This is a genomic window from Mycobacteroides sp. H001, from assembly GCF_001440005.1.
Lineage (GTDB): Bacteria > Actinomycetota > Actinomycetes > Mycobacteriales > Mycobacteriaceae > Mycobacterium > Mycobacterium gwanakae.
Window position 1 is genome coordinate 21,520 of sequence record NZ_LJYH01000023.1, and the last position, 22,037, is coordinate 43,556.

At 63.9% G+C, this 22,037-nt stretch carries 17 protein-coding genes and 1 pseudogene; 7 read left to right on the forward strand and 11 right to left on the reverse strand.

The genetic code is table 11. The features are described from left to right. Positions 1 to 85: 85 nt before the first annotated feature. The 9 genes from AOT83_RS06025 to AOT83_RS06065 all read right to left on the reverse strand — a co-directional run bounded on the left by AOT83_RS06025 (position 86) and on the right by AOT83_RS06065 (position 6,165). The gene (locus tag AOT83_RS06025; protein WP_057964175.1) at positions 86 to 445 is read right to left on the reverse strand and encodes a hypothetical protein; all 360 of its coding nucleotides are present in this window, start codon (positions 443 to 445) and stop codon (positions 86 to 88) included. 106 nt (positions 446 to 551) lie between these two features. Continuing rightward, positions 552 to 1,154 carry a hypothetical protein gene (locus AOT83_RS06030; RefSeq protein WP_131726941.1) on the reverse strand — a complete coding sequence of 201 codons (603 nt, stop codon included), beginning with the start codon at positions 1,152 to 1,154 and terminating at the stop codon, positions 552 to 554. A 98-nt stretch (positions 1,155 to 1,252) separates the two neighbouring features. Beyond that, positions 1,253 to 2,065, reverse strand: coding sequence for an ESX secretion-associated protein EspG (locus AOT83_RS06035; protein ID WP_057964173.1), 813 nt, complete (start codon positions 2,063 to 2,065; stop codon positions 1,253 to 1,255). Continuing rightward, positions 2,062 to 3,147, reverse strand: a complete 1,086-nt coding sequence (locus tag AOT83_RS06040) for a PPE domain-containing protein (protein WP_057964172.1) — start codon at positions 3,145 to 3,147, stop codon at positions 2,062 to 2,064. The genes AOT83_RS06035 and AOT83_RS06040 overlap by 4 nt, the downstream gene beginning before the upstream one ends. 42 nt (positions 3,148 to 3,189) lie before the next feature. Next, the gene (locus AOT83_RS06045) at positions 3,190 to 3,477 is read right to left on the reverse strand and encodes a PE domain-containing protein (protein ID WP_057964171.1); all 288 of its coding nucleotides are present in this window, start codon (positions 3,475 to 3,477) and stop codon (positions 3,190 to 3,192) included. Positions 3,478 to 3,516: 39 nt separating this feature from the next. Then, entirely contained in the window at positions 3,517 to 4,884 is a 1,368-nt protein-coding gene (locus AOT83_RS06050; RefSeq protein WP_057964203.1) for a hypothetical protein, read from the reverse strand. A gap of 83 nt (positions 4,885 to 4,967) precedes the next feature. Continuing rightward, a complete protein-coding gene (locus AOT83_RS06055; RefSeq protein ID WP_057964170.1) occupies positions 4,968 to 5,282 on the reverse strand; it encodes a hypothetical protein in 315 nt (104 codons plus the stop codon). A gap of 83 nt (positions 5,283 to 5,365) precedes the next feature. Then, on the reverse strand, positions 5,366 to 5,746 hold the full coding sequence (locus AOT83_RS06060; RefSeq protein ID WP_057964202.1) for a YbaB/EbfC family nucleoid-associated protein: 381 nt from the start codon (positions 5,744 to 5,746) through the stop codon (positions 5,366 to 5,368). A 41-nt stretch (positions 5,747 to 5,787) separates the two neighbouring features. After that, positions 5,788 to 6,165: a hypothetical protein gene (locus AOT83_RS06065; protein ID WP_232785235.1), complete on the reverse strand. Its 378-nt coding sequence runs from the start codon at positions 6,163 to 6,165 to the stop codon at positions 5,788 to 5,790. Positions 6,166 to 6,314: 149 nt separating this feature from the next. Between AOT83_RS06065 and eccA the strand changes: the two genes are divergently transcribed. From eccA to AOT83_RS06080, 3 genes and pseudogenes are all read left to right on the forward strand, one after another. Next, positions 6,315 to 8,129, forward strand: coding sequence for a type VII secretion AAA-ATPase EccA (gene eccA / locus AOT83_RS06070; protein WP_057964169.1), 1,815 nt, complete (start codon positions 6,315 to 6,317; stop codon positions 8,127 to 8,129). Positions 8,130 to 8,310: 181 nt separating this feature from the next. After that, positions 8,311 to 9,390: pseudogene (locus tag AOT83_RS06075) on the forward strand (MinD/ParA family protein); the annotation flags it as partial. After that, positions 9,387 to 9,950: a hypothetical protein gene (locus AOT83_RS06080; protein WP_057964199.1), complete on the forward strand. Its 564-nt coding sequence runs from the start codon at positions 9,387 to 9,389 to the stop codon at positions 9,948 to 9,950. The pseudogene AOT83_RS06075 and the gene AOT83_RS06080, both read left to right, overlap by 4 nt. A gap of 91 nt (positions 9,951 to 10,041) precedes the next feature. Here the strand turns inward: AOT83_RS06080 and eccE are convergent, their stop codons facing one another. Continuing rightward, entirely contained in the window at positions 10,042 to 11,691 is a 1,650-nt protein-coding gene (gene eccE, locus AOT83_RS06085) for a type VII secretion protein EccE (protein ID WP_057964168.1), read from the reverse strand. 186 nt (positions 11,692 to 11,877) lie between these two features. Between eccE and eccB the strand changes: the two genes are divergently transcribed. Then, positions 11,878 to 13,383: a type VII secretion protein EccB gene (gene eccB / locus AOT83_RS06090; protein ID WP_057964198.1), complete on the forward strand. Its 1,506-nt coding sequence runs from the start codon at positions 11,878 to 11,880 to the stop codon at positions 13,381 to 13,383. Between the two features lie 4 nt (positions 13,384 to 13,387). On the opposite strand, the gene eccD (AOT83_RS06095) is transcribed toward eccB, so the two are convergent. Then, complete coding sequence (gene eccD / locus AOT83_RS06095) at positions 13,388 to 14,881, reverse strand: type VII secretion integral membrane protein EccD (RefSeq protein WP_057964167.1); 1,494 nt, start codon at positions 14,879 to 14,881, stop codon at positions 13,388 to 13,390. A gap of 116 nt (positions 14,882 to 14,997) precedes the next feature. On the opposite strand from eccD (AOT83_RS06095), the gene eccCa reads away from it, so the two are divergent. From eccCa to mycP, 3 genes are read left to right on the forward strand one after another with little or no spacing between them, the layout of a single operon-like run. Beyond that, positions 14,998 to 19,029, forward strand: a complete 4,032-nt coding sequence (eccCa, locus tag AOT83_RS06100; RefSeq protein ID WP_057964166.1) for a type VII secretion protein EccCa — start codon at positions 14,998 to 15,000, stop codon at positions 19,027 to 19,029. Beyond that, positions 19,026 to 20,525, forward strand: a complete 1,500-nt coding sequence (eccD, locus tag AOT83_RS06105; RefSeq protein ID WP_057964165.1) for a type VII secretion integral membrane protein EccD — start codon at positions 19,026 to 19,028, stop codon at positions 20,523 to 20,525. The genes eccCa and eccD (AOT83_RS06105) overlap by 4 nt, the downstream gene beginning before the upstream one ends. Continuing rightward, on the forward strand, positions 20,522 to 21,967 hold the full coding sequence (gene mycP / locus AOT83_RS06110; protein ID WP_057964197.1) for a type VII secretion-associated serine protease mycosin: 1,446 nt from the start codon (positions 20,522 to 20,524) through the stop codon (positions 21,965 to 21,967). Before eccD (AOT83_RS06105) ends, mycP begins: the two co-directional genes overlap by 4 nt. Positions 21,968 to 22,037 lie beyond the last annotated feature (70 nt).

Consider the following 22,037-nt stretch of genomic DNA (forward strand, 5'->3'; position numbering starts at 1 on the left):
TCGGGTCTGGCCCGTACGGATCGTTCCCGTTTCCAACGTCCCACTTAGGCGCCATATGTGCCGCACATTTTCCTGAGAGTATCCATCATCCGCCCGACTGTATCTTGATCTTGTCGAAAGCGGACTTGATCAGATCTTGGAGCGCTTTGGCGAAGGCTAGATTCGCATCGATATTGGCACGGACTTGATCGCCAGACTTATTGATATTATCAGCGGTGTCGATTGCGGATTGAAAGTCTGAACTCACCGACCCAACATCAACCCTCTTTCCATCCACGAGGGCTTTCGCTGAGGTGAGCGATCCGACCACACTATCGACAGCACGCTTCCAGTTCCCCAGATCTGCCTCGTTGAGTTCGACCGTGAGCTGCTCTGGCGAAACCTGTTTAATTTGGCTGGCGTATTGGTTCAGGTCCTGGATTGACGGCGGTTCTTTACCACCCATGACGACGTCCTCTCATTGCCCCACCGGGCGTCAGGCTCTCCGCCCAGCAAAAAATAATAAACGCTGCGTCGGGTCCCCGACCGGGGCCCGACGCAGCGCATCATAACTAGCTGCCCAGCTGACGGTCGAGCGCGAACAGCTCGTCCATCTCACCTGGCGCGGTTTCACCCAGCAACTTCAGCAAGCCCTGGTGCGCTTCGTCGAAGTTTTTGGTGATTTCCCCCTGGTGCGCCACGATCGACGTGGAGGCCTGGCTGTCGAATGCGACTGGGATCTTGTTCTGGAACAGATCGTTGATTTCCGTGACGATCGTTCCGGCTTGCTGAGCGGACGCGTGCGCCTCCTCATAATGCGCCATCGCTTGCGGGTCGTAGACGATGTCGTCGCCGCTGTTTCTACCCGGACTTCTTGCTGCCCACGGAGCCGGGGTTTCAGGCTCTGCTATCGGGGCCTCGCCCGCCCTTTGCAACAGCGCATTTCCCTTCTGGTAAACCTCGCTGTGCGTCTCCTTCATGGCCTTGTAGGCTTCCCTGAGATCTTCGTCGATCTTGGCGATGTCGTGCTGAATCATTGCCGAGTTTTCGCTCTTATGAGCGTTCGCGACGGTGTCAAGTGCCTCATTCATCTTGTCGAACTGCACGAGCATGTCCTCAAGGCACGTGTGTACGCTTTCCATCGCACTCTTGATCCCCGGTACATTGATATTCACGGGAGCCATATATTTCCCCTAACTTCTGTGATCTGAATTCTTGTCGGTGACTGGTTGGTTGTCAGTTCATTACTGCGGAAATGATCCATCGTCGCGATTTATGTTGTCCCCCATCCTTCATCGGACAGCTCCACCAACTGGCGAACTGCCTGCCCGATCGAGTGATCTGAACCCGGCTTGAGGGTAGACCAGATCTGTCCATTGGGTGAGGTGCTTGGCGCGCCGACAATCCTGCCGCGCTTGGTATAGAAAATCCCGACCGCAGCCGGCGCCCGCACAATGCGGTCATCCTCGGTCGAAAGGGCGTAGTACACGACCTCGGCAAATGCCGCGCGGGACCCGAGCGCCGATCCGAGCAGCATCGCGGTCTGCGAATCCGCGCCGATCGCCCGGATACGGTCGGCTAGCTCCGCAGAATCGTGTGTGCCGGTAAGCCGCTCGCGCATCTCCTGCTGCGGGGCACCCACCGGGGTGATTTGCGCCGCCTCCGAGCGTGGCAACTCAGCGACCAACGCCGCCACCGCTGCGTCGAGCCTCGCCTCTCCCGCAATCGCCCGCAGCTCGATGTCATCGCCGATCCGCCGTGCCGTCACCAACCGAGTGCCACGGCGCGCCACCGAGACACGGGAAATACCGTCCGGTGTGACTAACCGCATGGCTAGCTCTCGGTCGGGCCGCTGCAGCACCTGCAGCAGCCCCAGCAACTCGTCGGCCACCACGCCGTCCACAACCAGACCACGAGATACCAGCATCCCGGTCGCACGGTCGATCGCCGCGTCCAGTGCTTCATCCGTGCCGTGCCGCAGCCGGATTGCCAACACCGAGGGCAGACTCTGTATCCCCACCCGCTGCGCGACAATTCGCAACTCGTCTTCACTGACGTTGAACCGCGAACCAAGCGCGGCTGTCATCGGACCGGATCCTTATCATCCGCCCCGATAACCGGTGGCGCCACCCATCTATCGGAGACCTGTTGCAACGTGCGGGCGGGTTCGTCAGCGTAGTTTTCAGCAGAGGGTTCCGGCGTGGCCAGCTCATCGAAAATCGCTGTGTTGGGCCCCCAACTTACGTTCGCCACCGTGAACGGTGCATCGCTCTGTTGCGCGGCCGGCAACCACGACGAACCGCCCATTTCCGAAAGCCGCGCACCGGGCTCACCGCCACCTTCCAGTGACTCAGCAGGACGGATTGACTCGTGCTCGCGGTCCTGGCTGCCGCCCCTCCCCATCATGCCCATGGGGCCCATAGCACCACGGCCCATGCCGCCACTACTGCTCCCCGCAGCACTGCCGAATGGCGTTTTCTTCAAGTCCTTCGCGGCATCGCTGGTCTTGATCGGCGACGCAGCCATAGGGGCCAATGGCCTTGCGGTACCGCCGCCACCACCACCTCGGCCGCCACCGCCTTTGCCCTCGGACTTGCCTTCTTTCTCAGCCTTGAGCGCGTCACCCTTGACCACTTGAGGCGGCGGCAGCTGTTCCCACGGCTCGGCAAATTCTGCGACAGCCTCCTCATAGCGGATCATGACCGCGGCGGCATCAGCCTGCTGAGCGGTGGCTGCTTCCTCGAACTCGGCAAACTTACCGTCGAGAATCGCGCCGTTGTACGCGCCCAGTGAAGCCATCATGTCCGCGGAAGCCTTGGCTTCCACAACATCCGACACGCTTGGCATCGACAGGATCGCGACGGTGTTCGCTACCGCCGCTTCCTCAATCTTCTGCCCATTGCCCGCTGCGTTCAGCGCAAGTGACTGGATCCAGCGGCCAAATTCAACGAGCTTCTGCGAAACCGCATCCGACCCACCGCTATCCCATGATGCCTTGAACCGTTCGACGATCGCATCGAAATCGGTCGATACACGTGCCAACTCATTGGCAACCCGAACCCACGCAGCCCCCGCCTCGCCGACGGATCCTGGGCCAGGTCCGTCTGTGAGGTCACGAGCCAGCTGTTCAGCGCTCCGCGACTCCCACACCACATTGGTGAACCCCACGCCGTAACCCCCTTCCCGTCCCTAGCCCGAATTCATGGCTGATCAAGCCAGATCGGTTTCCTGAATCTTGCCCGAATGCGCCCGCAACGTCGCAGCTACTTCCCGAATCTCGGTGGAACCCAAGGCCGCAGCCTTGCCGAAAGACTCATGCACGGCATTCGACGTCCGCGCGACGCGCTGGGAAACTTCGTCGCTGCCCGGTGCCACCGTCGTCAGATGCGGCGACTCGGCTTTCAAGACGGAATCAACTCGGCCGGCAAGGTCATCAAGTTGTTTGATGACATCACCCACCTCGCCAGGCTGGATCTTGATATCTCTTATATCGGCCATTTCATTACTCCTCTGATTGATGCGGATTGATGCGGTTACTCAGGTAATACGCAGTTCCACGTCCACGTCGGCGTTGGGATCGTTTTCACCAATCACCGCGGGTGTGACGGTGCCCAGATCGCCAATGATTTCGCCGCCCTGATCGCTCGTGTGTAGGAAGTTCGCGGCGGAATGATCGCCGCTGCCACCACCAGCGCCGGCACCGCGAGCACCCGCGCCGCCCATCGGCGCGCCACCCATCATGCCCGCACCACTGGAGCCCGCAGCTACTACGCCCGCACCGCGCACTGCGGCAGCCTGCGTTGCGGAGCCCGACTCGCTGACGCTGGCCATGTTCGCCGGAACGGCAGACGGCAACGCACGCGCCGCGATCGTCCCCCCGCCTCCGCCACTACCGATGCCGGCCCCGCCGCCACCGATCTTGGGGGCGGCGGCTGCAGAGCCCAGCCCGGCCGACGACAACCCTTTGGCGGCCGCACCCAAACCACTGCCAGCGCCCGCACCCCCCTTACCCGCCGCCTGCGCCATGCTGGTTGCAGCCTGGACACCGGCCTGCATTCCCTGGGTGAGCATCTGGCTACCCATCGTCAACGGCATCGTGGCCATCTGCATTGCAGGGCTCATCATGCTCATCGCAATCTGCATCATCGGGCCCATCATGCTCATCATGGAGGTCGGGCCTTGAGCGAGCGCCACTGGCGCACCTGTGGCCGTCATGTTGGCCGCCTGTCCGGTGAGTGCGGTTTCCAGCTCAGTGACGATCTCGACGGCGCGCGCGGTAGCGGAACCGGCCGTTTCGCCCATCTCTGGAGCAGTAAAGGGAATTCCGCCAGAGAGCGCCTCGAGTCGGTGCTGGGTCTCTTGGATGAGCTCAAGCAGCCGCGTGTAGCCCTGAGACGTGTCCGCCCCGGCTGTCATCCCCTGCCCGCCGAGCGCGGCGCCTTGCGCCGACACAGCCGCGCCGTTGCCCAGGGTCTCCGCGGTCTTTGCCGCCGTCCCCGCCGCACCAGCACCCGCCCATCCGCTGCCACCCTGCCCCATCTGCCCCATCAAGCCCTGCAGGCTCTGCGCGCCTTGTTGGAACGCCTGGGTCATGGGCTGGAACATCTGCTGCGGGTTGAGGCCCTGGAAGATCCCGGTGCCCAGCGTGCCGAGCATCTGAAGCATCGGCGACATCAGCCCGGCAACCATGTCCCCACCCCCGGCCGCACCCGCATCGGCGGCGGCCTGATCCTGGGCGTTCCGGTCCTGGGCGTTCCGGTCGGAAGGATTCAGATTCAGTTCGTCCAGAATGTTCCGCGTTGGCTTGTTCAGCCAGTCTTTGAGCCCATGCTCAAGAGCGTTAAGGTGCGGCGTCGGGTCGAAAACGACACCGCCGACACCGCCCGCAGCTGGCGCCGCACCCATGGGTCCTTGCATGGGCGAAAGGGGCCCTACAGGACCTGGGGGTACCTGTCCCTCTGGGTTGTTAGCGGCCATGATTTCGCCGGTCAGACGGCAGTCGTCGGTCCGGAACCAGCGCCCTCGTCAACCTTGACGTAGCCGGCCTGGGCGACCTCTGTCGACGTACCCAGCAGCGCGTGGTTGACAGCCGTCCCCAGCCCGCTGGTGACGTTGCTGCTCGTAGACGCAAAGAACGCCGGAATCACGTTGGCGACGCCGAGCGGCCCGATCGCGCTGGCAAATCCGGACAGCGCGCCCGGCGTGACCACGGAAAACGCGGTGGTGATCGCTGTGGAAACGCCCTCCTGCGCCAACTGCATCGCGGACATGTAGGCGGGTTGCGCCTCAAAATCTTCGGTCATGATTCCCTCCTGATATACGACCAAAGGGCGAGCCCCGCCCCTCGTTACAGCAACGATAACTCCCCCAGCAGATGTTCTGGCTACTATTTTGCCGGATCTTCAGGGGACCCGGCAACTTCTCGGGCATCTTTTTCTGCGTCCGGATCCTCGCCGGGCACGAACGTGCTGCCATCCCAGCAGGTCAAAGGGGTTTTTTCCAACTCTGCCATCCGGTTATTGAACTCCTTGAAAAGGAAAGCATGTCGCTCCATAGCGTGCCGTGCGGCTTCCTGCGCAGTGTCAACGATCAGCTTTGCCAACGCGTCAGCACCCAATCGGGCCGCAGAAGGGCCCAGCCACAGCCCGGACAGAGCGCCGTGCGCATCGACCTCTGCGCTGACCGACTGGTCACGACTGGTCACCCGCACGCTCACCGCGGCGGTGTGCTCAGCGAGGGACTGCATGAGGTCGCGCTGCTTGCGCACTCGAGCGAGCAAAGACGCTGCAAGGCTCGTGCCCGGGGCGCTCATACCGAACGCATCCAACTGTCGGGCATGTCCTCGTCACCGAATATGCGCTCCTCGGCGTTCACTACGTCGGATTCGGTGGCCAAGCCCATGATTTCGATCGTGGGGGAGTCAACGCCCTGCGCTTGCATCTCACGTCGATGGGCCACCTGGGCGCGCATGCCGGATAGCCGGCAGAGCGCCAGAATCTCGTTCGCCAGATGCTGCGGCGACTTTTTCAGCTCGCGTGGATCGATCTTGAGAGCTACCGGCAGACCCTGCTCAGTCGTGACAACTGAAATGCTGCCGCTGGGCGACCGCGCGGCACCCTGACGGCCCTGACCGGCGCGGGTACCCGCGCCTCCGCCTGGCGGCGGTGTGACGTTATGGGCTGGCATGCGGCCAAAGTTAGTACAATGTTCTGAGCCGTGCTAGCAATACAAGGGGAATGCAAAATGGGTGGTTGCCACGGAAAATTGATCTCCTTGGTTGTGCCGGGAATTCCGTTGTCACAGAACATCACTGACGAAGTAAGGATAACCAGCCGATGAGTGGGTCGAGGGACGCACAACGGGTGTTCGATGCTGGCGTGCTATCGCTGGGGATCCCGATCGACGGCTTGGAGACCGACCGCGACGTGCAGTACGCGGGCATGGCGTTCAAGCGAGCGACAGAGTACGACCCCGAGATGAGCGACGCGTGGTTAGGCCGTGCGGCCGCCGGCGAGATCAGCCCTGAGGTCCTCTACCATCTGTACCGCACTAGCAAGGCCAACCTTGGACGTGACCAGCGTCGCCTCGGACTGCCTCGCAACGCCCTTGCTGGGCGCTTCCAGACCGGGCTATATCTCGACTACGGACTGAGCACACTCACCGAGGTGGCGCTCGCCTACGCGGCGGGACTGATCCAGGGGACGGACTACGGCGAGGCCGAGAAGGTGCTTGACGAACTCGACGCCACCCGCAAAACGATGCCCGGTGGCGACACCGAATCCGCCGAGATCTGCGCCTACGTCCGTGCAGTGCTGCATTTCACCACTCAGCGCTGGCCAGATGTGCTCTCCGCATTGGCCCACTCCGCGGCGTTCACCGACGAGTATCTGGCAGCGGGCGCGCACCTGATGGTCGGCTCGGCGTGCGCTCAGATGGGCCTGTTCGCCGAAGGTATCCGGCGCCTGGACCAGGCGATTGAAGGACCGATCCCCGCGGCGCGGCAGGCAGCCGAGTTCTGCAAGGGCCTGACGCTACGCGAGATGGGCAAGGAACCGGAAGCCCGGATCATCTTCGAGCGCATCTACAGCGAGGATCCCGGGTTCGAGGCCAACGCGGCAGCCCTGCACGACCCGAAGTATCGGTTGATCATCAGTACCAAGGAATCGATCGACTCTCGCACCGATAAGTGGGATCCGAGCACCGCGCGCGAGAACACCGACGACGCGGACGACATCGCCGAACGCAGCAACAAATACCTGCGTGAGGCCGAGGAGGAACTGAACCGCCAGATTGGCCTGAATGATGTGAAACTCCAGGTGGCCAAGCTGAGGTCCGCGGCTAAGCTCGCCAAGGTCCGGGGCGATAAGGGGCTCAGTGCCGCATCGCGCAGCCTGCACCTGATCTTCACCGGACCGCCTGGGACCGGCAAGACCACCATCGCCCGGGTGGTAGCACAGACCTACTGCGGGCTGGGGCTACTCAAAACGCCCAACGTCGTCGAGGCCAAGCGCAGCGATTTCGTCGGCGAGCACCTGGGCAGTACGGCGATCAAAACGTCTGCGCTGATCGACTCAGCGATGGATGGTGTGCTGTTCATCGACGAGGCGTACACACTGATCCAGACCGGGCTTTCCGGTGGCGACGCCTTCGGTCGGGAAGCGGTGGATACATTGCTGGCCCGGATGGAGAACGACCGCGACCGGCTGGTCGTCATCATTGCCGGCTACGACGCAGAGATCGACCGATTCCTAGCCTCCAACGAGGGCCTGGCATCGCGGTTCACCAAACGCATACGCTTCGAGTCCTACACTCCGGCCGAACTAGGCGACATCGCCCGACTCACCGCGCAACGACGCGACTCAGAGCTGTCCGAACCCGCCTGCGACGAGCTGGTCAAGGCGTGCGAGACGCTCTACGAAACCACCTCTGCCGATGACTCCGGCCAGACTCGCCGGGGCATCGACCTGGCCGGCAACGGGCGCTTCGTCCGAAATGTGATAGAGGCCGCCGAGGAAGAACGGGAACACAGGCTCGCTGAAGAACATGAGGCCGCCTTGGAGGACCTTGACGAAGCCGAGCTGATGCGCATCGACGCTGTAGACATGCGGGCTGCACTCAAGAACGCGTTGGCCATGCTGAAGCGCGACTGAGCCATCGGAGCCGACAGTGAGTAATTTCGACAGTTCCCGGGGGCCACTGTCCGGGCATAACGCGCAGCCTGATGACGCCGACACCGCACCATTGCGCATACCACGATTTACCTCGTCGACAGTCCCGACGCAGCGCCAACCGCCGCCTACCTCACCTGCAGCACCGCCACATCGCCAGTCACCGTTTACCCCACCGACAGCACCACCGCAGGCACCTCCCACGTTTGAGCCAATGGCGACGCCGTTCACCACCGCCGACCGCGGAAACCCGTCCGGTTCGCCGGATACTCGGCAGCCGCGGCTGCCTACCCCCGGTGAGCTCGGCTTGATCCGGCGCGTTCAGGCGGCCCCAGAACGCGGTTGGCGCAGGGCTATTCACCGGATGACCGGCATCAACCCGGGAGAATCAGACAAGGCAAATAGTCACAAACGGTTGACCGCGCGGGTCAACCAACCCGTGCGCGGCGACTACAGCATCGCCGTGCTCTCGTTGAAGGGCGGAGTCGGCAAGACCACAACCACGGTTGGGTTGGGATCGACGTTCGCCGCTGTCCGCGGCGACCGAGTCATCGCCGTCGACGCCAACCCTGACTTTGGCACCCTCGCACAACGCGCACCGAAACAGAGCAACTCCACCGTGCGAGATTTGTTACTCGACGAGCGCCTGTCTCGCTATTCCGACATCCGTCGGCATACTTCGCAGAACTCCAGCCGACTGGAGATTCTGGCCTCCGAGCGAGACCCCGCAACATCCGAGTCCTTCTCCGAGGCCGATTATCGGGCCGTCATGCAGACGCTGAAGCGGTTTTACAACATCATCCTCACCGACTGTGGTACCGGGCTGGTGCACTCGGCGATGGCCGGCGTGCTCGATGAGGCCGATGCACTGGTATTGGTGATTTCTCCGGCGATCGACGCCGCCCGCAGCGGCCTGGCCACCCTGGACTGGCTGTCCAAAAACGGTCACGCGCACCTGGTACCAGGTGCGGTGGTGGCCGTCAGCGCCGCCCGACCGGGTGCAGTGTCTGTCGATATCGACCTGCTGGCCCGCCAGTTCCTTACCCGGGCCCGCGCTGTGCACGTCATCCCCTACGATGACCACCTCGCGCAGGGTTCCGAAGTGGTCCTCGACCTAGTGGGATGGAAAGCGCGGCAGGCCTTCCTCGAACTGGCCGCCTCGGTGGCCGACAGCTTCTCTCATCCCAATAAACGTGACGAGTGGAACGCCTCAGGCTGGTCAACCGAAAGGTGGCGTCGATGAATGCGGGCAAGCTGTACCGGGCACCACGCCGCTGGCCGGGGATCGTCGCGGCTGCGAGTGCGGGCGTGCTGGTGGGCGCAGCAGTCGGGGTAGGCGCCACTATGTTGGCGAGTGAGCGCACCGCCGCTCCGGCAGTTACAGTCACCGTGACCCCGGAGCCTTCCGCGCCACCCGCCGCGAAGCCCCTTGAGCGGGCCAATCGTCAGACCTGTGAAGGCTGGGACGTTTCCGGCAAACTGATCAACGATGCGGCTGACGCGCTCACGGCAATCCCGGAAGGAACCAGCATCCTTGATCCTGCGGTACGCAACAATCCAGAGCACGTAAGCGCTGTCATGCATGCCGGTGACCTATTCCAGCAGGCCGCCGACGCACTGAAGCAGCGCATTACGCCCGGTGCCGCCGAGATCCTCACGCTGACCTCTCAAACAACCGTGAGTTCTCTGGCCGCGTTGGCTACCGCCTACCGGAGTTTCGACGAGTCCAGCGGGGACTCCATCACCACCGCCCGCACCGCCGCACACAACATGAGTGCGCTGTGCAAACGCCTGGCCAGCTGACATACACACAGCGAGCCGCAGCTCTCGATCCCGACCGTTACGACTTGCGGAGGTCTCGCCGGAGTCGTCAAAGCCCCCCCCCCGAGCCCTCTCAGGCTTTGGCGCCGCTTCGCTCGGCGGCAAATGAATCCCTGATATAACGCACTTCCTCGTCGGTGGCGACCATCGTGACCACCGATGAGCCCGCCCGAGTGGACACCTTGACGATGTCGGCCTCGGCGTCGAGCAGTTCCAGTGCCACGTCGGCGTTTGGGCTCACCGCCGAGCTCGGCGGCGTGATGACCATCGCGGTAACGCCGATTCGCACCGACTGCTCGACCACTCCGTCGAACACCTCGACGGTGTAATTGCGGTCCGAACCCGCCTGCATGGTCCGGCGATTGGCGTCTGCCACCCAAAGCAGGTCGTGGTCATCGACCTCCTTGATCATGCCGTGCCACAACCGCGGACGATGGCTGTGCACACGCACCCGGGCACCGAGCGCCAACGACCGCAGTACCGCAAGCTGCGCCAGGTGCAAAGTGCCCACAATCTCCACGCGATTAATCTGCGGCCCGAAAAGAGGCAGCGCGACCGCTCGGCCATGCTCGTCAGCGCCGATCACCTGGCCGCAACCGGATGCCGGAACTGCGATGTTGTCCACCGCGCCGTCTGCAGCCGCATACGCCCAGTTGTTGATCTGGCGAGACGGCTGGGGCACAGGCAGGCTCGAGGCCAGCGCCGAGTGCTGGAAGCCGCGTAGGTGGTTCAGGCCCCGCAGGTGGATGCGGGCACGGTCATGGGTGTCGAAGCGAGCCAATCCCCGCACCTGGGTGACGTCATCGGCGTCTCGCCTCAGTGACAGGCAGACAGTGGTGGAGTAGCTCGGAATCGTCCAGACCAGGCCCAAGCCAGCGGTCGTGAGCATCGCAGGCTTGATCGCAAAGCTGCGAAGCTTGAAGCGACCCTCCTGGCAGGTCCGCCACGTTTCCTCGACGCTGCCCAAGTTGACACCATCGGACAGCTGGTTGACCGCCTGTCCGATCTCGCTGGCGGTCTGCACCCGCGAACCCAGCCCGGCCTCGGTCAACCGATTGGCCACCCGCCGTGTCGCCGTGGTGGCAGCGCGCAAGATGCCCTCCCGGCCACCGCCGCGGCGGCGCACCGCGTCAGCACACCGCGACGGATCGAAGCGGATCGCGACCCACACGGTGCGCTGCGCGATAGCCGGCAACGGACCCAGCACCGCGTCGTACACGGCAGCCATCTCGGTGTGGCCGTGCGAGCGAGCACCCTGGCTCAGCACGTCGATGGAGTCGAGCGTTATGTCGAACTGCCGCAAACATTCCACCAACGCATCTACGGGGACGATGTCACCGGAGACGGTGACACCGGGTTCCATCACCGTCATCGCCTGCGGGTTCTCGTCGATTTTCAATAGCGACAGCAGTGTGCGTCCGTCCCAGCGAAATCCGATCAAGGTCCCATCCGACGCAGGGACATCGAACGGTTCTGCCGGACCTGTGTGCTTCCGGACACGTTTGCGGCGTTCCAACAGGAACCTCAGCCGCAGGCCAACCAGTCGCGGCAGTGTCGTACCGCGTCCCCGCACCACCAGCACCAATGCGACGACCAGACCCACGGCCGCACCCTGCCACCCGGGGAACCCAGCCAGCAACGCGATAGTCAGCCCGGCCGCGATCAATACCTGTAGCAACACCAAGTCCCACAGCGGCAGCATCCGCTGTGCACGAATCTCCACGGTTGACCGCAAACGGCTCGACTCCGGCGGCCTCCGTCGTTGACGACGGGCACCCGCACCGCGACCAGGCAAGTCGGCTTCCTCAACAGCTGATGGGGCAGCACCTCGCGAGTGCAGTAAACCCCCGTGACCATGTTGTACGCTACCGACGGCTTCGATACGGAACCGATGCTGAGGGGAGCGGCAATGCCAGCGCAAGTTACCACACGCGCACAAGTCAACGGCTATCGGTTCCTGCTGCGGCGCCTCGAGCATGCGCTCATCCGCGCCGACTCCCGGATGATCCACGACCCTATGCGCGGCCAGATCCGGTCACTGATGGTGGGGTTCGTCGTCGCCGTCCTGATTACGGGAGCTGCCGCCGTCCTTGCCTTTTTCAAGCCGACACCAAACATCGGAAACGCGCAGATCCTGATCAGTAAATCCAGCGGCGGAATGTTCGTGCAGATCGGCGACCGGGTACACCCCGTGCTCAACATCAGTTCCGCCCGGATGATCACCGGTTCGGCCGACGCACCCAAGCAGGTCGATGACCGCTTCCTCAACCAGCTACCGCGTGGCCCGATGGTGGGCATAGTTGGAGCGCCGGCGGCGATTCACGGCGCCGATAACCTGGATATGTCGTCCTGGACCGTATGCGACTCGGTGACGACGCCGGATATCCGTTCCGGTCCCGGTCCCGGCGGACTGGAGACAGCGGTCCTGGCCAATGATCCGGCTCTGGGCGAAGGCATCCGCGCCGCCTCGACGGACGAGATGTTGCTCGTTATGTCCGGGGACACCGTCTACCTCGTCTACGACGGGGTGCGCGCTGCGGTAGACCCGCGTGACAAAGGCGTCGTCAACGCTCTGCATTTGCAGGACGTCTATCCCCGGCCTGTCTCGCCCGGACTGCTCAACTCGTTCCCGCTGGCGCCGCCTATCCGCCCGGTCGTCATCGAGGGGATCGGCGAGCCAGCACCGTATCTGCCGGCCCAGTACCCGGTGGGGTCGATGATCAGGACCTCCGACTCCACCGGCAATCAGCTGTACGTGGTGCTGCGCGAGGGACTGCAGAGGATCTCGGACGCGACCGCCGACATCATCCGATACGGCGGACCCGCTAACGATCCACAGGGCACCCACGAGGTGTCACCCTCGCTGGTCAGCAACGCACCGATCGTGCACACTCTGCCGGTGGATCACTATCCAGCCGTATCACCTCGGATCATCGACCTGGAGCCGGACCGAGTGGCCTGCATGTCCTGGCAGCGGCCCAAGAACGCCGCCCAAGCCACGATACGACTGCTGGTTGGGCATCGGCTGCCGCTGCCATCCGGCGCGAAACCCGTCCCATTGGCCAGCGCCGACGGGACCGGCCCGGGCGTCGACTGGGTGTATCTGAAGCCCGGCACCGGCGAGTTCGTCGAGGCGACCGGCAACGCACCGGAGAGCAAGGCCGCCGGCGCACTGTTCTACGTCGCCGATACTGGTCTGCGCTACCACATCAAGGACCTGCCCACAGCTGCGGCGCTCGGCGTGAGCGGGGTGACCGAACCCAACAGCGACGCCATGTACCCGCAGTTGGCCCCGTGGTCGGTGCTCTCCCTACTGCCCGCTGGCCCTGAGCTATCTCAAGAGGCGGCGCTGGTGGCCCATGATTCGCTCGCAGCCGACCCGGCCGGGACGAAGGTCAACCCACCCAAGCAATAGCGGGTCAGATCCGCAATTCGCGAAAGAACCCGTAGATACGCACGATCCAGAAACACAGCGGGAACACCATCGCGATGGCGACGTACTCGAGAATCTCGACCTGACGGCGCATTACAGGCGAGAACACCAGCCGGGGCGCGACGATTCCGCACAGCACGACCAGCGTGATGAAAACAATCATGGCCGCTGTCGCAGCCACCTGGCCATCCCGCACGTACAGGCCGTTCTTGACGATCGCCATGAGCGCGATGATCAGACCGCCGCCAACCAGCGTCGCCGATTGGACTAGATCATGATGGCTGCGCCCACGAAGGCAAAGCACTGTTGCCACGGCAGCACAGAAAGCCGAACCCTGCCAATAGAATCCGTCGCTGACATCGATACTCAGATAGCAGCCCGCGGCGGCTGCAATCGCCGCAGCAACCAGCATGCCGGTCAGGTACGCGTTGGCTCGCCGTAGCTGCCCAACCATGCCCTCCTCGGTGGGGATGATCTGCTTGCCAATAGCGTTGACGCCTTCGACCGTGGTCCCACCCTGAGTTTCGATGTCGTCGAGCGGTTCACCGGCAGTTGGCACCCGCGGTATTGGCAGCTTCGAAAGCATGATGGTGATTCGCGGCGAGACATAGACAACCACCACCGCAAATGTCGCGAGAGCGGCGCCCACCGAGCGTTGCGGTGGGTCCCACAGCAGCGCGGCCGTCGCGCTGGCCCCGCCGAGTGCGGACAGCGTCATGACGGTTGTGTGCAGCGCACGGCCGCTCCCGGTGATCAGCACCATCGCCAGCGAGGCCAGCGCCGTCAGTCCGAACGCCATGGGCAAGGCCTTGACACCGAAAGCCTCCGGCACCATGTACAGGGAGCCCGCGAAAAGCAGTGGCGTCGCAACGACGGCCGCCCACTGCGAACGCACCGCTCCTCGGGATCGTTGCGCGAGCACACAGGCGACGATCACACCCAGTACCCCCAGGCCGAGCACGGTCCCGGCGAGGTACCGGTCGCCCGCGTGTCTCGGCAAGAGCAGCGCAGCGGCGATACTGGTGGCCAATCCGACCGCCAAGTAGCCGAGCATCTGCCGGTTGTCGACAATCCACTTGGTCCAGGGCAGATCAGTCCGCTCCCCGGCATCCCCGAGCTCTTCGATGTCATCGAAGAGCAGCGGGCTCGCAGGCTGACCGATCTCGCGGATCGCCATCAGCTCGCCGGCGTATATGTTCGCCTCCGACAGCGAACGACTCGGATCGATCGGATCGGCACCGAGGCGGGCCAGCGTCCACTTGTCCTCGGCGGCATCGAACTGGGTGCCCGCCAACTCGGGCCGCGTGGCTATCTGGTCGTTGGCGATGTCGATGACGTCGTCGATGAAATTGGCGATACTGACGTTCGGCGGCAGGCCGACATCGATGCGCAGGCCACCAACCACCAGGGTGATCCGGCTCAGCTCGAGTTCGGGCTCAGATTCCGCGTCAAGCTCCGACAGCGAAGGCGGTAGAGTCAACGCGGTAGCCCCCTCTGGCTATATTGTCGCGCCTGCGACACTTAAGCTGCTGACAATACCGAAGGGCGCCGCAGACGACCGTCGCGGACCTGCCGGGGGGGAGGAGCTAGTAAGAGGTGAGCACCCAGGGTTTCGTGCGTCGCACACGGATGCAACCGCCCCGAATGCCCGGGGGCGAGGTGAACCTCCAGCCTCCTCCTGAAGTGCCACGCGTGATTCCCGGCAATCTGCTGATGAAGCTGATGCCGTTCGTGATGATCGTTGCGGTGGTGGGGATGATCGCGCTCATGGTGACCGTCGGTGGCCGCGATATGACCAAAAACCCGATGTTCATGATCTTTCCGATGATGATGATCATGTCGATGGCAGGCATGTTCATGGGTGGCGGCCAACGACAGGGCAAGGCCGCGGCGGAACTCAACGAAGAGCGCAAGGACTACTTCAGCTACCTCGCGAACCTGCGCGACGATGCGGATGCCACCGGCGACGAACAGCGCACGGCGCTGGAATGGAGCCACCCGGATCCGCGGGCACTCGCGGACGTCGTCGGGACCATCCGGATGTGGGAACGACGCCCCGGGGACACAGATTTCTGCCACGTCCGTGTCGGGATTGGCACGCATCGACTTGCCACTCGGTTGCTAGCACCCGAGACCGGTCCGCCCGAGGACCTCGAGCCGGTCTCCACAGTGGCGCTTCGCCGCTATGTCAAAACCCATTCGGTGGTGCACGCACTACCCACCGCGGTATCCCTGCGATCGTTTCCGGTCATTTCCTTCGAAGGCGACCGCAAGCTCGCGCAGCAGTTGGTGCGTTCGATGTTGTTGGAGTTGTGCAGTTTCCACGGGCCCGACCACGTCCAAGTAGCGGTGGTCACCGCCAATCCAGATGGGGACAACTGGAGCTGGGTCAAGTGGTTGCCGCATGCCCAACACCCGACTGCTCGTGACGGTTTGGGCCCGATGCGGATGCTGTACCCGACACTGGAATTGCTGGAACGCTCGTTAGCCGATGACCTCGCTCAACGAGGCCGTTTCTCCCGCAACTCCGAGCTGCCGCAGGGGCTCAAGCGCTTGGTCGTCGTGCTCGACGACGGCTACATCACCGGCAACGATCGGTTGTCGGCCGACGCCGGCCTCGACGGTGTCACCGTGCTGCAGCTCAACGGCCCAGCGGAGGGGGCAGCGGCCCGACGAGCACTCCAGCTCGTAGTGGAGGGCGACGATGTCGGCGCCAGGACTGCCGTCGGGGTTGAGCGCTTCGCCACCCCGGACACCATCACCGTCGCCGAGGCTGAGGCCACCGCCCGACGCATCGGTCGCTACCGGCTGGCCAGCGCGGCGCACATCGTCAACCTGGAGTCCGACAGCCGGAACGCCGAGGACCCCGGACTGATGAATCTGCTCAAGATTCCCGACGCCGCCGAGATTGTGCCCGAGCAGGTTTGGCGTCGGCGCACACCGCGCGAACGACTGCGAGTACCGATCGGCTACACACCCAACGGCCTGCCGTTGGAGATCGACATCAAGGAATCCGCCGAGGCCGGTATGGGGCCACACGGACTGTGCATCGGCGCGACAGGTTCGGGCAAGTCGGAGTTTTTGCGGACGCTGGTTCTGTCGATGATCACCTCCCACTCCCCCGATGCACTCAATCTGGTGCTGGTCGACTTCAAGGGTGGCGCCACATTCCTGGGGCTTGAGGGTGTTCCGCACATCGCCGCGATCATCACCAACCTCGAAGACGAACTGATTCTCGTCGACCGCATGCGCGACGCCCTGGCCGGCGAGCTCAACCGCCGCCAGGAGCTGCTTCGCAAGAGCGGCAACTTCCCGAACGTCACCGAATACGAGCGCGCCCGCACCAACGGTGCAGAACTTGAGCCACTGCCGGCGCTATTCGTTATTGTCGACGAGTTCTCTGAGTTGCTTTCCCAGAAGCCGGACTTCGCCGAGCTTTTCGTGATGATCGGCCGCCTCGGCCGGTCCCTGCACGTCCATCTGCTACTGGCTTCGCAGCGCCTGGAGGAAGGCAAGCTGCGCGGGCTCGACTCCCACCTGTCGTACCGCATCGGCCTCAAGACGTTCTCCGCCAGCGAGTCCCGCAGCGTGCTGGGAGTGCCCGACGCCTACCACCTGCCCAGCGTCCCCGGCTCCGCGTTCCTCAAATGCGATGCCTCCGAGCCGCTCCGATTCAACGCCAGCTACGTCTCCGGGGAATACGTTCGGCCGCGGCGGTCCGCTCAGACTGGCCGCGCCACAAAGCTTGGCGAACTGGCACCGAAACTGTTCACCGCGAGCCCAGTGAAAAAGGACGAGGCCCCAACCCCATTGGCACCAGCGGAGGTCGAGGTCTCGGAAAGCGCGCTGTCATCATCGCCCACCAAGGTCACCCTGCTGGATATGGTCGTGTCGCGATTGCGTGGACACGGCCGTCCCGCTCACGAGGTCTGGTTGCCGCCGCTGGACGAGAGCCCTGCGGTCAACGAGCTGCTCCCCGTACCCAACTGGGACGCCCCGGAGAACCTGAACGGACGGCTATGGATGCCGATGGGCCTGGTCGATCGGCCCTACGAACAGCGGCGCGATGTGCTGGCCGTGGATCTTGCCGGTGCCCAGGGCAACATGGCGATCGTCGGCGGTCCTCAATCCGGAAAGTCGACGGCGTTGCGAACGCTGATCATGTCGGCCGCCGCGACCCATACTCCCGAGCAGATTCAGTTCTTCTGCCTGGACTTCGGTGGCGGCACCCTGGTCAGCCTGGCCAACCTGCCGCATGTCGGCGGTGTAGCGGGGCGTATGGACGCCGACGGAATCCGGCGTACTGTCGCCGAAGTTTCCGGCGTGCTGCGCTCCCGGGAATTGCTGTTCCGCGATCTCGGGATCGAGTCGATGCGCGACTTCCGTCAGCGCAAGGCACGCCTGGCCACGTTGCCGCCGGAGGTTGCCGCGCAGGATCCGCTCAGCCAGGACAAGTTCGGGGACCTGTTCCTGGTCATTGATGGCTGGGCATCGATCCGCAGCGACTTCGAGATGCTTGAGCCGACGTTGCAAGCGCTAGCCATCCAGGGTCTGTCCTACGGTGTGCACCTGGTGATCTCGGCGACCCGCTGGTTCGAAATCCGTGCGGCGGTCAAGGACATGCTCGGCACCCGCATCGAGTTGCGGCTCGGCGATCCGCTCGACAGTGACGTGGGCCGCAAGTTCGCCGAGCTGGTTCCTGTGGGCCGGCCCGGCCGGGGTATGACACCCGAGCGGCTACACCTGCTGGTGGCGCTACCGCGGTTGGATTCGGACTCCGATGTGGAGAGCCTGCCTACCGGGGTGTCGGCGTCGGTGGAGGCTGTCCGCGCCCACTACGGCAACCGGCAGGCGCCCAGGGTGCGAATGCTGCCGCACAGCGTGGACCGCGATCCGGTGATCCGCGCCGCGCGGTCGGCCGGAATGCTGAGCAAATCGCGCATCGCAATCGGCATCAACGAGGAAGAGCTGCAGCCCGTCGTCATCGATTTCGACACACAACCGCACCTGGTGGCCTTTGCGGACATCGAGTGCGGCAAGTCGGGCCTGCTGCGGAACATTGCGGCGGGAGTGATGGAGAACGCCACGCCAGAGGAAGCCAAGATCATCCTCATCGACTATCGGCGATCGCTGCTCGGCGTGGTCGACAATGACTACCTGGGCGGGTACGCGACGGCGTCGCAGTCCTGTTCGGAACTCATGACAGCGCTAGCCGCCACACTCAAGGACCGGCTGCCGCCCAGCGATATAACCCAGCAGCAGCTGAAAGAACGGTCCTGGTGGTCTGGACCGGACCTCTTCGTGATGATCGACGACTACGACCTCATCGGAGGTGGCACGCTCAACCATCCGCTGGGCCCGCTGATCGAATATCTACCGCAGGCACGCGATGTCGGGCTGCGAGTCATCGTCACCCGCCGCAGTGGTGGTGCCGGTCGCGCGATGATGGATCCGTTCATCGGGCGTCTGCGCGACCTGTCCTGCAACGCTCTGGTGATGAGCGGCTCTCGAGAGGAGGGTGCCCTGTTCGGCCATAAGCCGTCTCAAATGCCTCCCGGCCGAGGAATGCTGGTCTCTCGCAGCATGAAGGGCGGCGTGATCCAACTATCGAAGATGCAGGACCTATGAACGACCTCGACGAATCGAACAGCCTCCGGGTGATCTCGGCCGAACCTGAACAGATCAGGGTGTCTGTCTTCGGCGGCAACACGCAGCTCGACATCGGACTGCCGTTGGACCTCCCGGTATCCAGCTTTATTCCGGACCTGACCAAGTTGGTCCGGTCACGCGACGCGACGCCCAGCGACGATTCGCGTGGCAAAGAAGAACGCCGAACATTCGGAGTGCTGAGCCGATTCGACACCGGCGTCGAGATCGGCCCGGACAAGACGCTGCGCGAGGCAGGGGTTGTCAACGGCGAACTGCTCCGACTGTCGTCGCAGCGGGCACTGTCCCCACCGACGCTGTATGACGACGTCGTCGATGCTGCCGCCCAGTTGAACAAGGCTGCCTACGCCGAATGGGATTCGCGTTCGGCCCGATGGATGGGCCTGGTGGGCGCGAACCTCGGCGCAATTGCACTGGCACTGTTGTTGATTCAGCCGCTATCACAGGTGCAGCGCGTGACCATGACCGGGCTGGGCGTGATCGCGGTGGTGGGTTTGACGACCTTCGCCGCGGTAGCGCGCCGTAGTTTCGCCCTCGACGATGTCGCCGTGGCACTCGGTGCGGCCACTATCCCCATCAGCGCGACCCTTCTGGGAGTGCCGCTCATCGCTTTTGGGGGTTACGGGTTCGCGGGCGCGTGCGCGGCGCTATTACTGACCAATTACGTGTGTTACCGCGCGATCGGGACAGGCTATTGGGTATTCCTGGCCAGTTCATTGGCGGCAGGCCTGTGTGGGGTCGCGGTGCTGATCCATTCGATCGGCGTACGCACCGACATAGTGTGCGTGGTGTCGGCGATCGTCACCATCCTGATGTGCGCGGCAGTCCCCAGATTGACCGCCGGTATCGATCATTTTGAAGCACCAAACTCTCCAGTCGACGTGGAGCGTTCCGACGACGAATGGGCCCTGGAGAATCCGTTCCCCACGGAAACGCCCCAGGTTGCCGATACCACCAACTCCGGAACAAATATGCCTACCGCGGAACAGGTTTGGGCCCGGGTACACCAGGCCGCACTGACCCGAGCCGCACTGCTGTTAAGTTTCGCCGGTACCGCGGTCGCGGCAGACACGGTGTTGCTGCGCGATCGCGGCGTCGTCACGTGGCAGGTCTTCGCCTTTGCGCTGACGTGCGCCGTGGCACTGGGTCTGCGCAGCCGCCATCCTCGCACATGGGCCGAGCGGATCGCTCTGGCGTTGCCGGCCACCTCCCTTGCGGTCATCACGTGCGTGGTTTCGCAACACGGCATCCTCCCGTTGCCGCTCGCCTCCACAGGGGTCTTGCTGGCAGTGGCCGTCGGTGCCGTCCTGCTTGGTCTCACCGCCCAGCCGGCACCGACGCTGTCCACCGGGCGGACCACGCTGCTGGGATACTTGGATTACCTGGCAGTAGGGGCGCTGATCCCTGTGGGGCTATGGGCGCTCGGCCTCTATGAACATCTAGGTCCCTGGTGGTGAGGACGCTGCGGCAGCTGGGGGCCGTGGTGTCCGTGCTTGCGATCCTCGCAGGCCAAGCCAGCCCGGTGGCCGCGGCCATTCCGCCGCCAGTGGTCGAGCCCGGGCCACCTCCGAGCGGCCCGTTAGGCCCATCCGAACCAACCGAGCAGAAAGCCATCTGCGGTATTCCGACAGGGGTGCTTCCGCACACCGATTTCTCCGTACAAACCGCCGCTGAGGCCATGCTCGACTACAGCAGAGCCTGGCAGTACACGCGGGGCGCGGGTCAGAAGGTGGCCGTCATCGATACCGGAGTAAGCCGACATCCGCGCCTCCCGTTCCTGGAGGGCGGTGGGGACTACGTCGCCCACACTGACGGACTTCAGGACTGCGACGCCCACGGCACACTGGTCGCCGGCATTATTGCGGGCTCACCCAGCCCGTATGACATGTTCTCAGGGGTAGCCCCCGAGGCAACTATCCTGTCAATTCGACAGAATAGTGCCGTTTTCGGGGTTGCCGGTTCCGGCGGCGGTCAACGCAACGATGTAAACGCGGTGTCGACCGGATACGGCAACACACTGACGCTGGCGTATGCGATCACCCGGGCCGTCGATCTGGGAGCAACGGTCATCAACCTATCCATGGCGGCGTGCACCCCCGCGAGCGCAAAACCCGACGACGCGGCGCTGGGTCGGGCGGTTCGCTACGCGTTCGAAAGAAACGTAGTGGTCGTCGCTGCCGCAGGCAATCTCAGCAAACAAGGCGGACAGGGGGGCCTCTGTTCGATTCAGAACAGCATGACTGATCCGAACCGGCCATTGGACAATGCCTGGGACACGGTGCGCACCGTCGCGAGTCCTGCCTGGTTCGACAGCTACGTTCTCGCTGTCGCCGCGGTTACGCCGGAGGCACTGCCCGCGGACTTCAGCCTGCGCGGTCCGTGGGTTGCCGTCGCCGCACCCGGTGAGCGGATTACCTCACTCGATGCCAACGGTCCGGGACTGATCAACGCGGAGCCAGACCAACAGGGAGCCCTGTCACCCATCAACGGCACTAGTTTCGCCGCACCGTTTGTATCCGGGCTGGCAGCCTTGATCCGCGCGTATCGACCCGATCTGAATGCCGGCCAGGTGATGGACGTGATCAAGCGGACCGCCCGCACCCCCGGTTCGGGCCCCAACCTGGCCACGGGTTGGGGCGTAATCGATCCAGTCGCGGCGCTTACCTACGAGCTGCCGCCGTCCGACCAGCTCCCCAACGTCCAAGTCGGCATCCAGATTCCGGGCCGCGCCGCCCATGTGGACAAAGGGCGGAACGCGCGGATGATCGTCTATTCGGTGACCACCGGCAGTATCGTGCTGATGGCAATCGCATATGCACTGGCGAGCACTCGGCGCCGAAAGCCAGCGGCGGAAGGCGGGAATCAGGAGCGGGCGGATAGTCCTAAGTTGGATGGCTAGTGCCGTGGGTCGCTGCAAGGTTGGCGTCGCGGGCTCGAATTGTGTTGGTGGTGGTCCGTGGAATCCGACA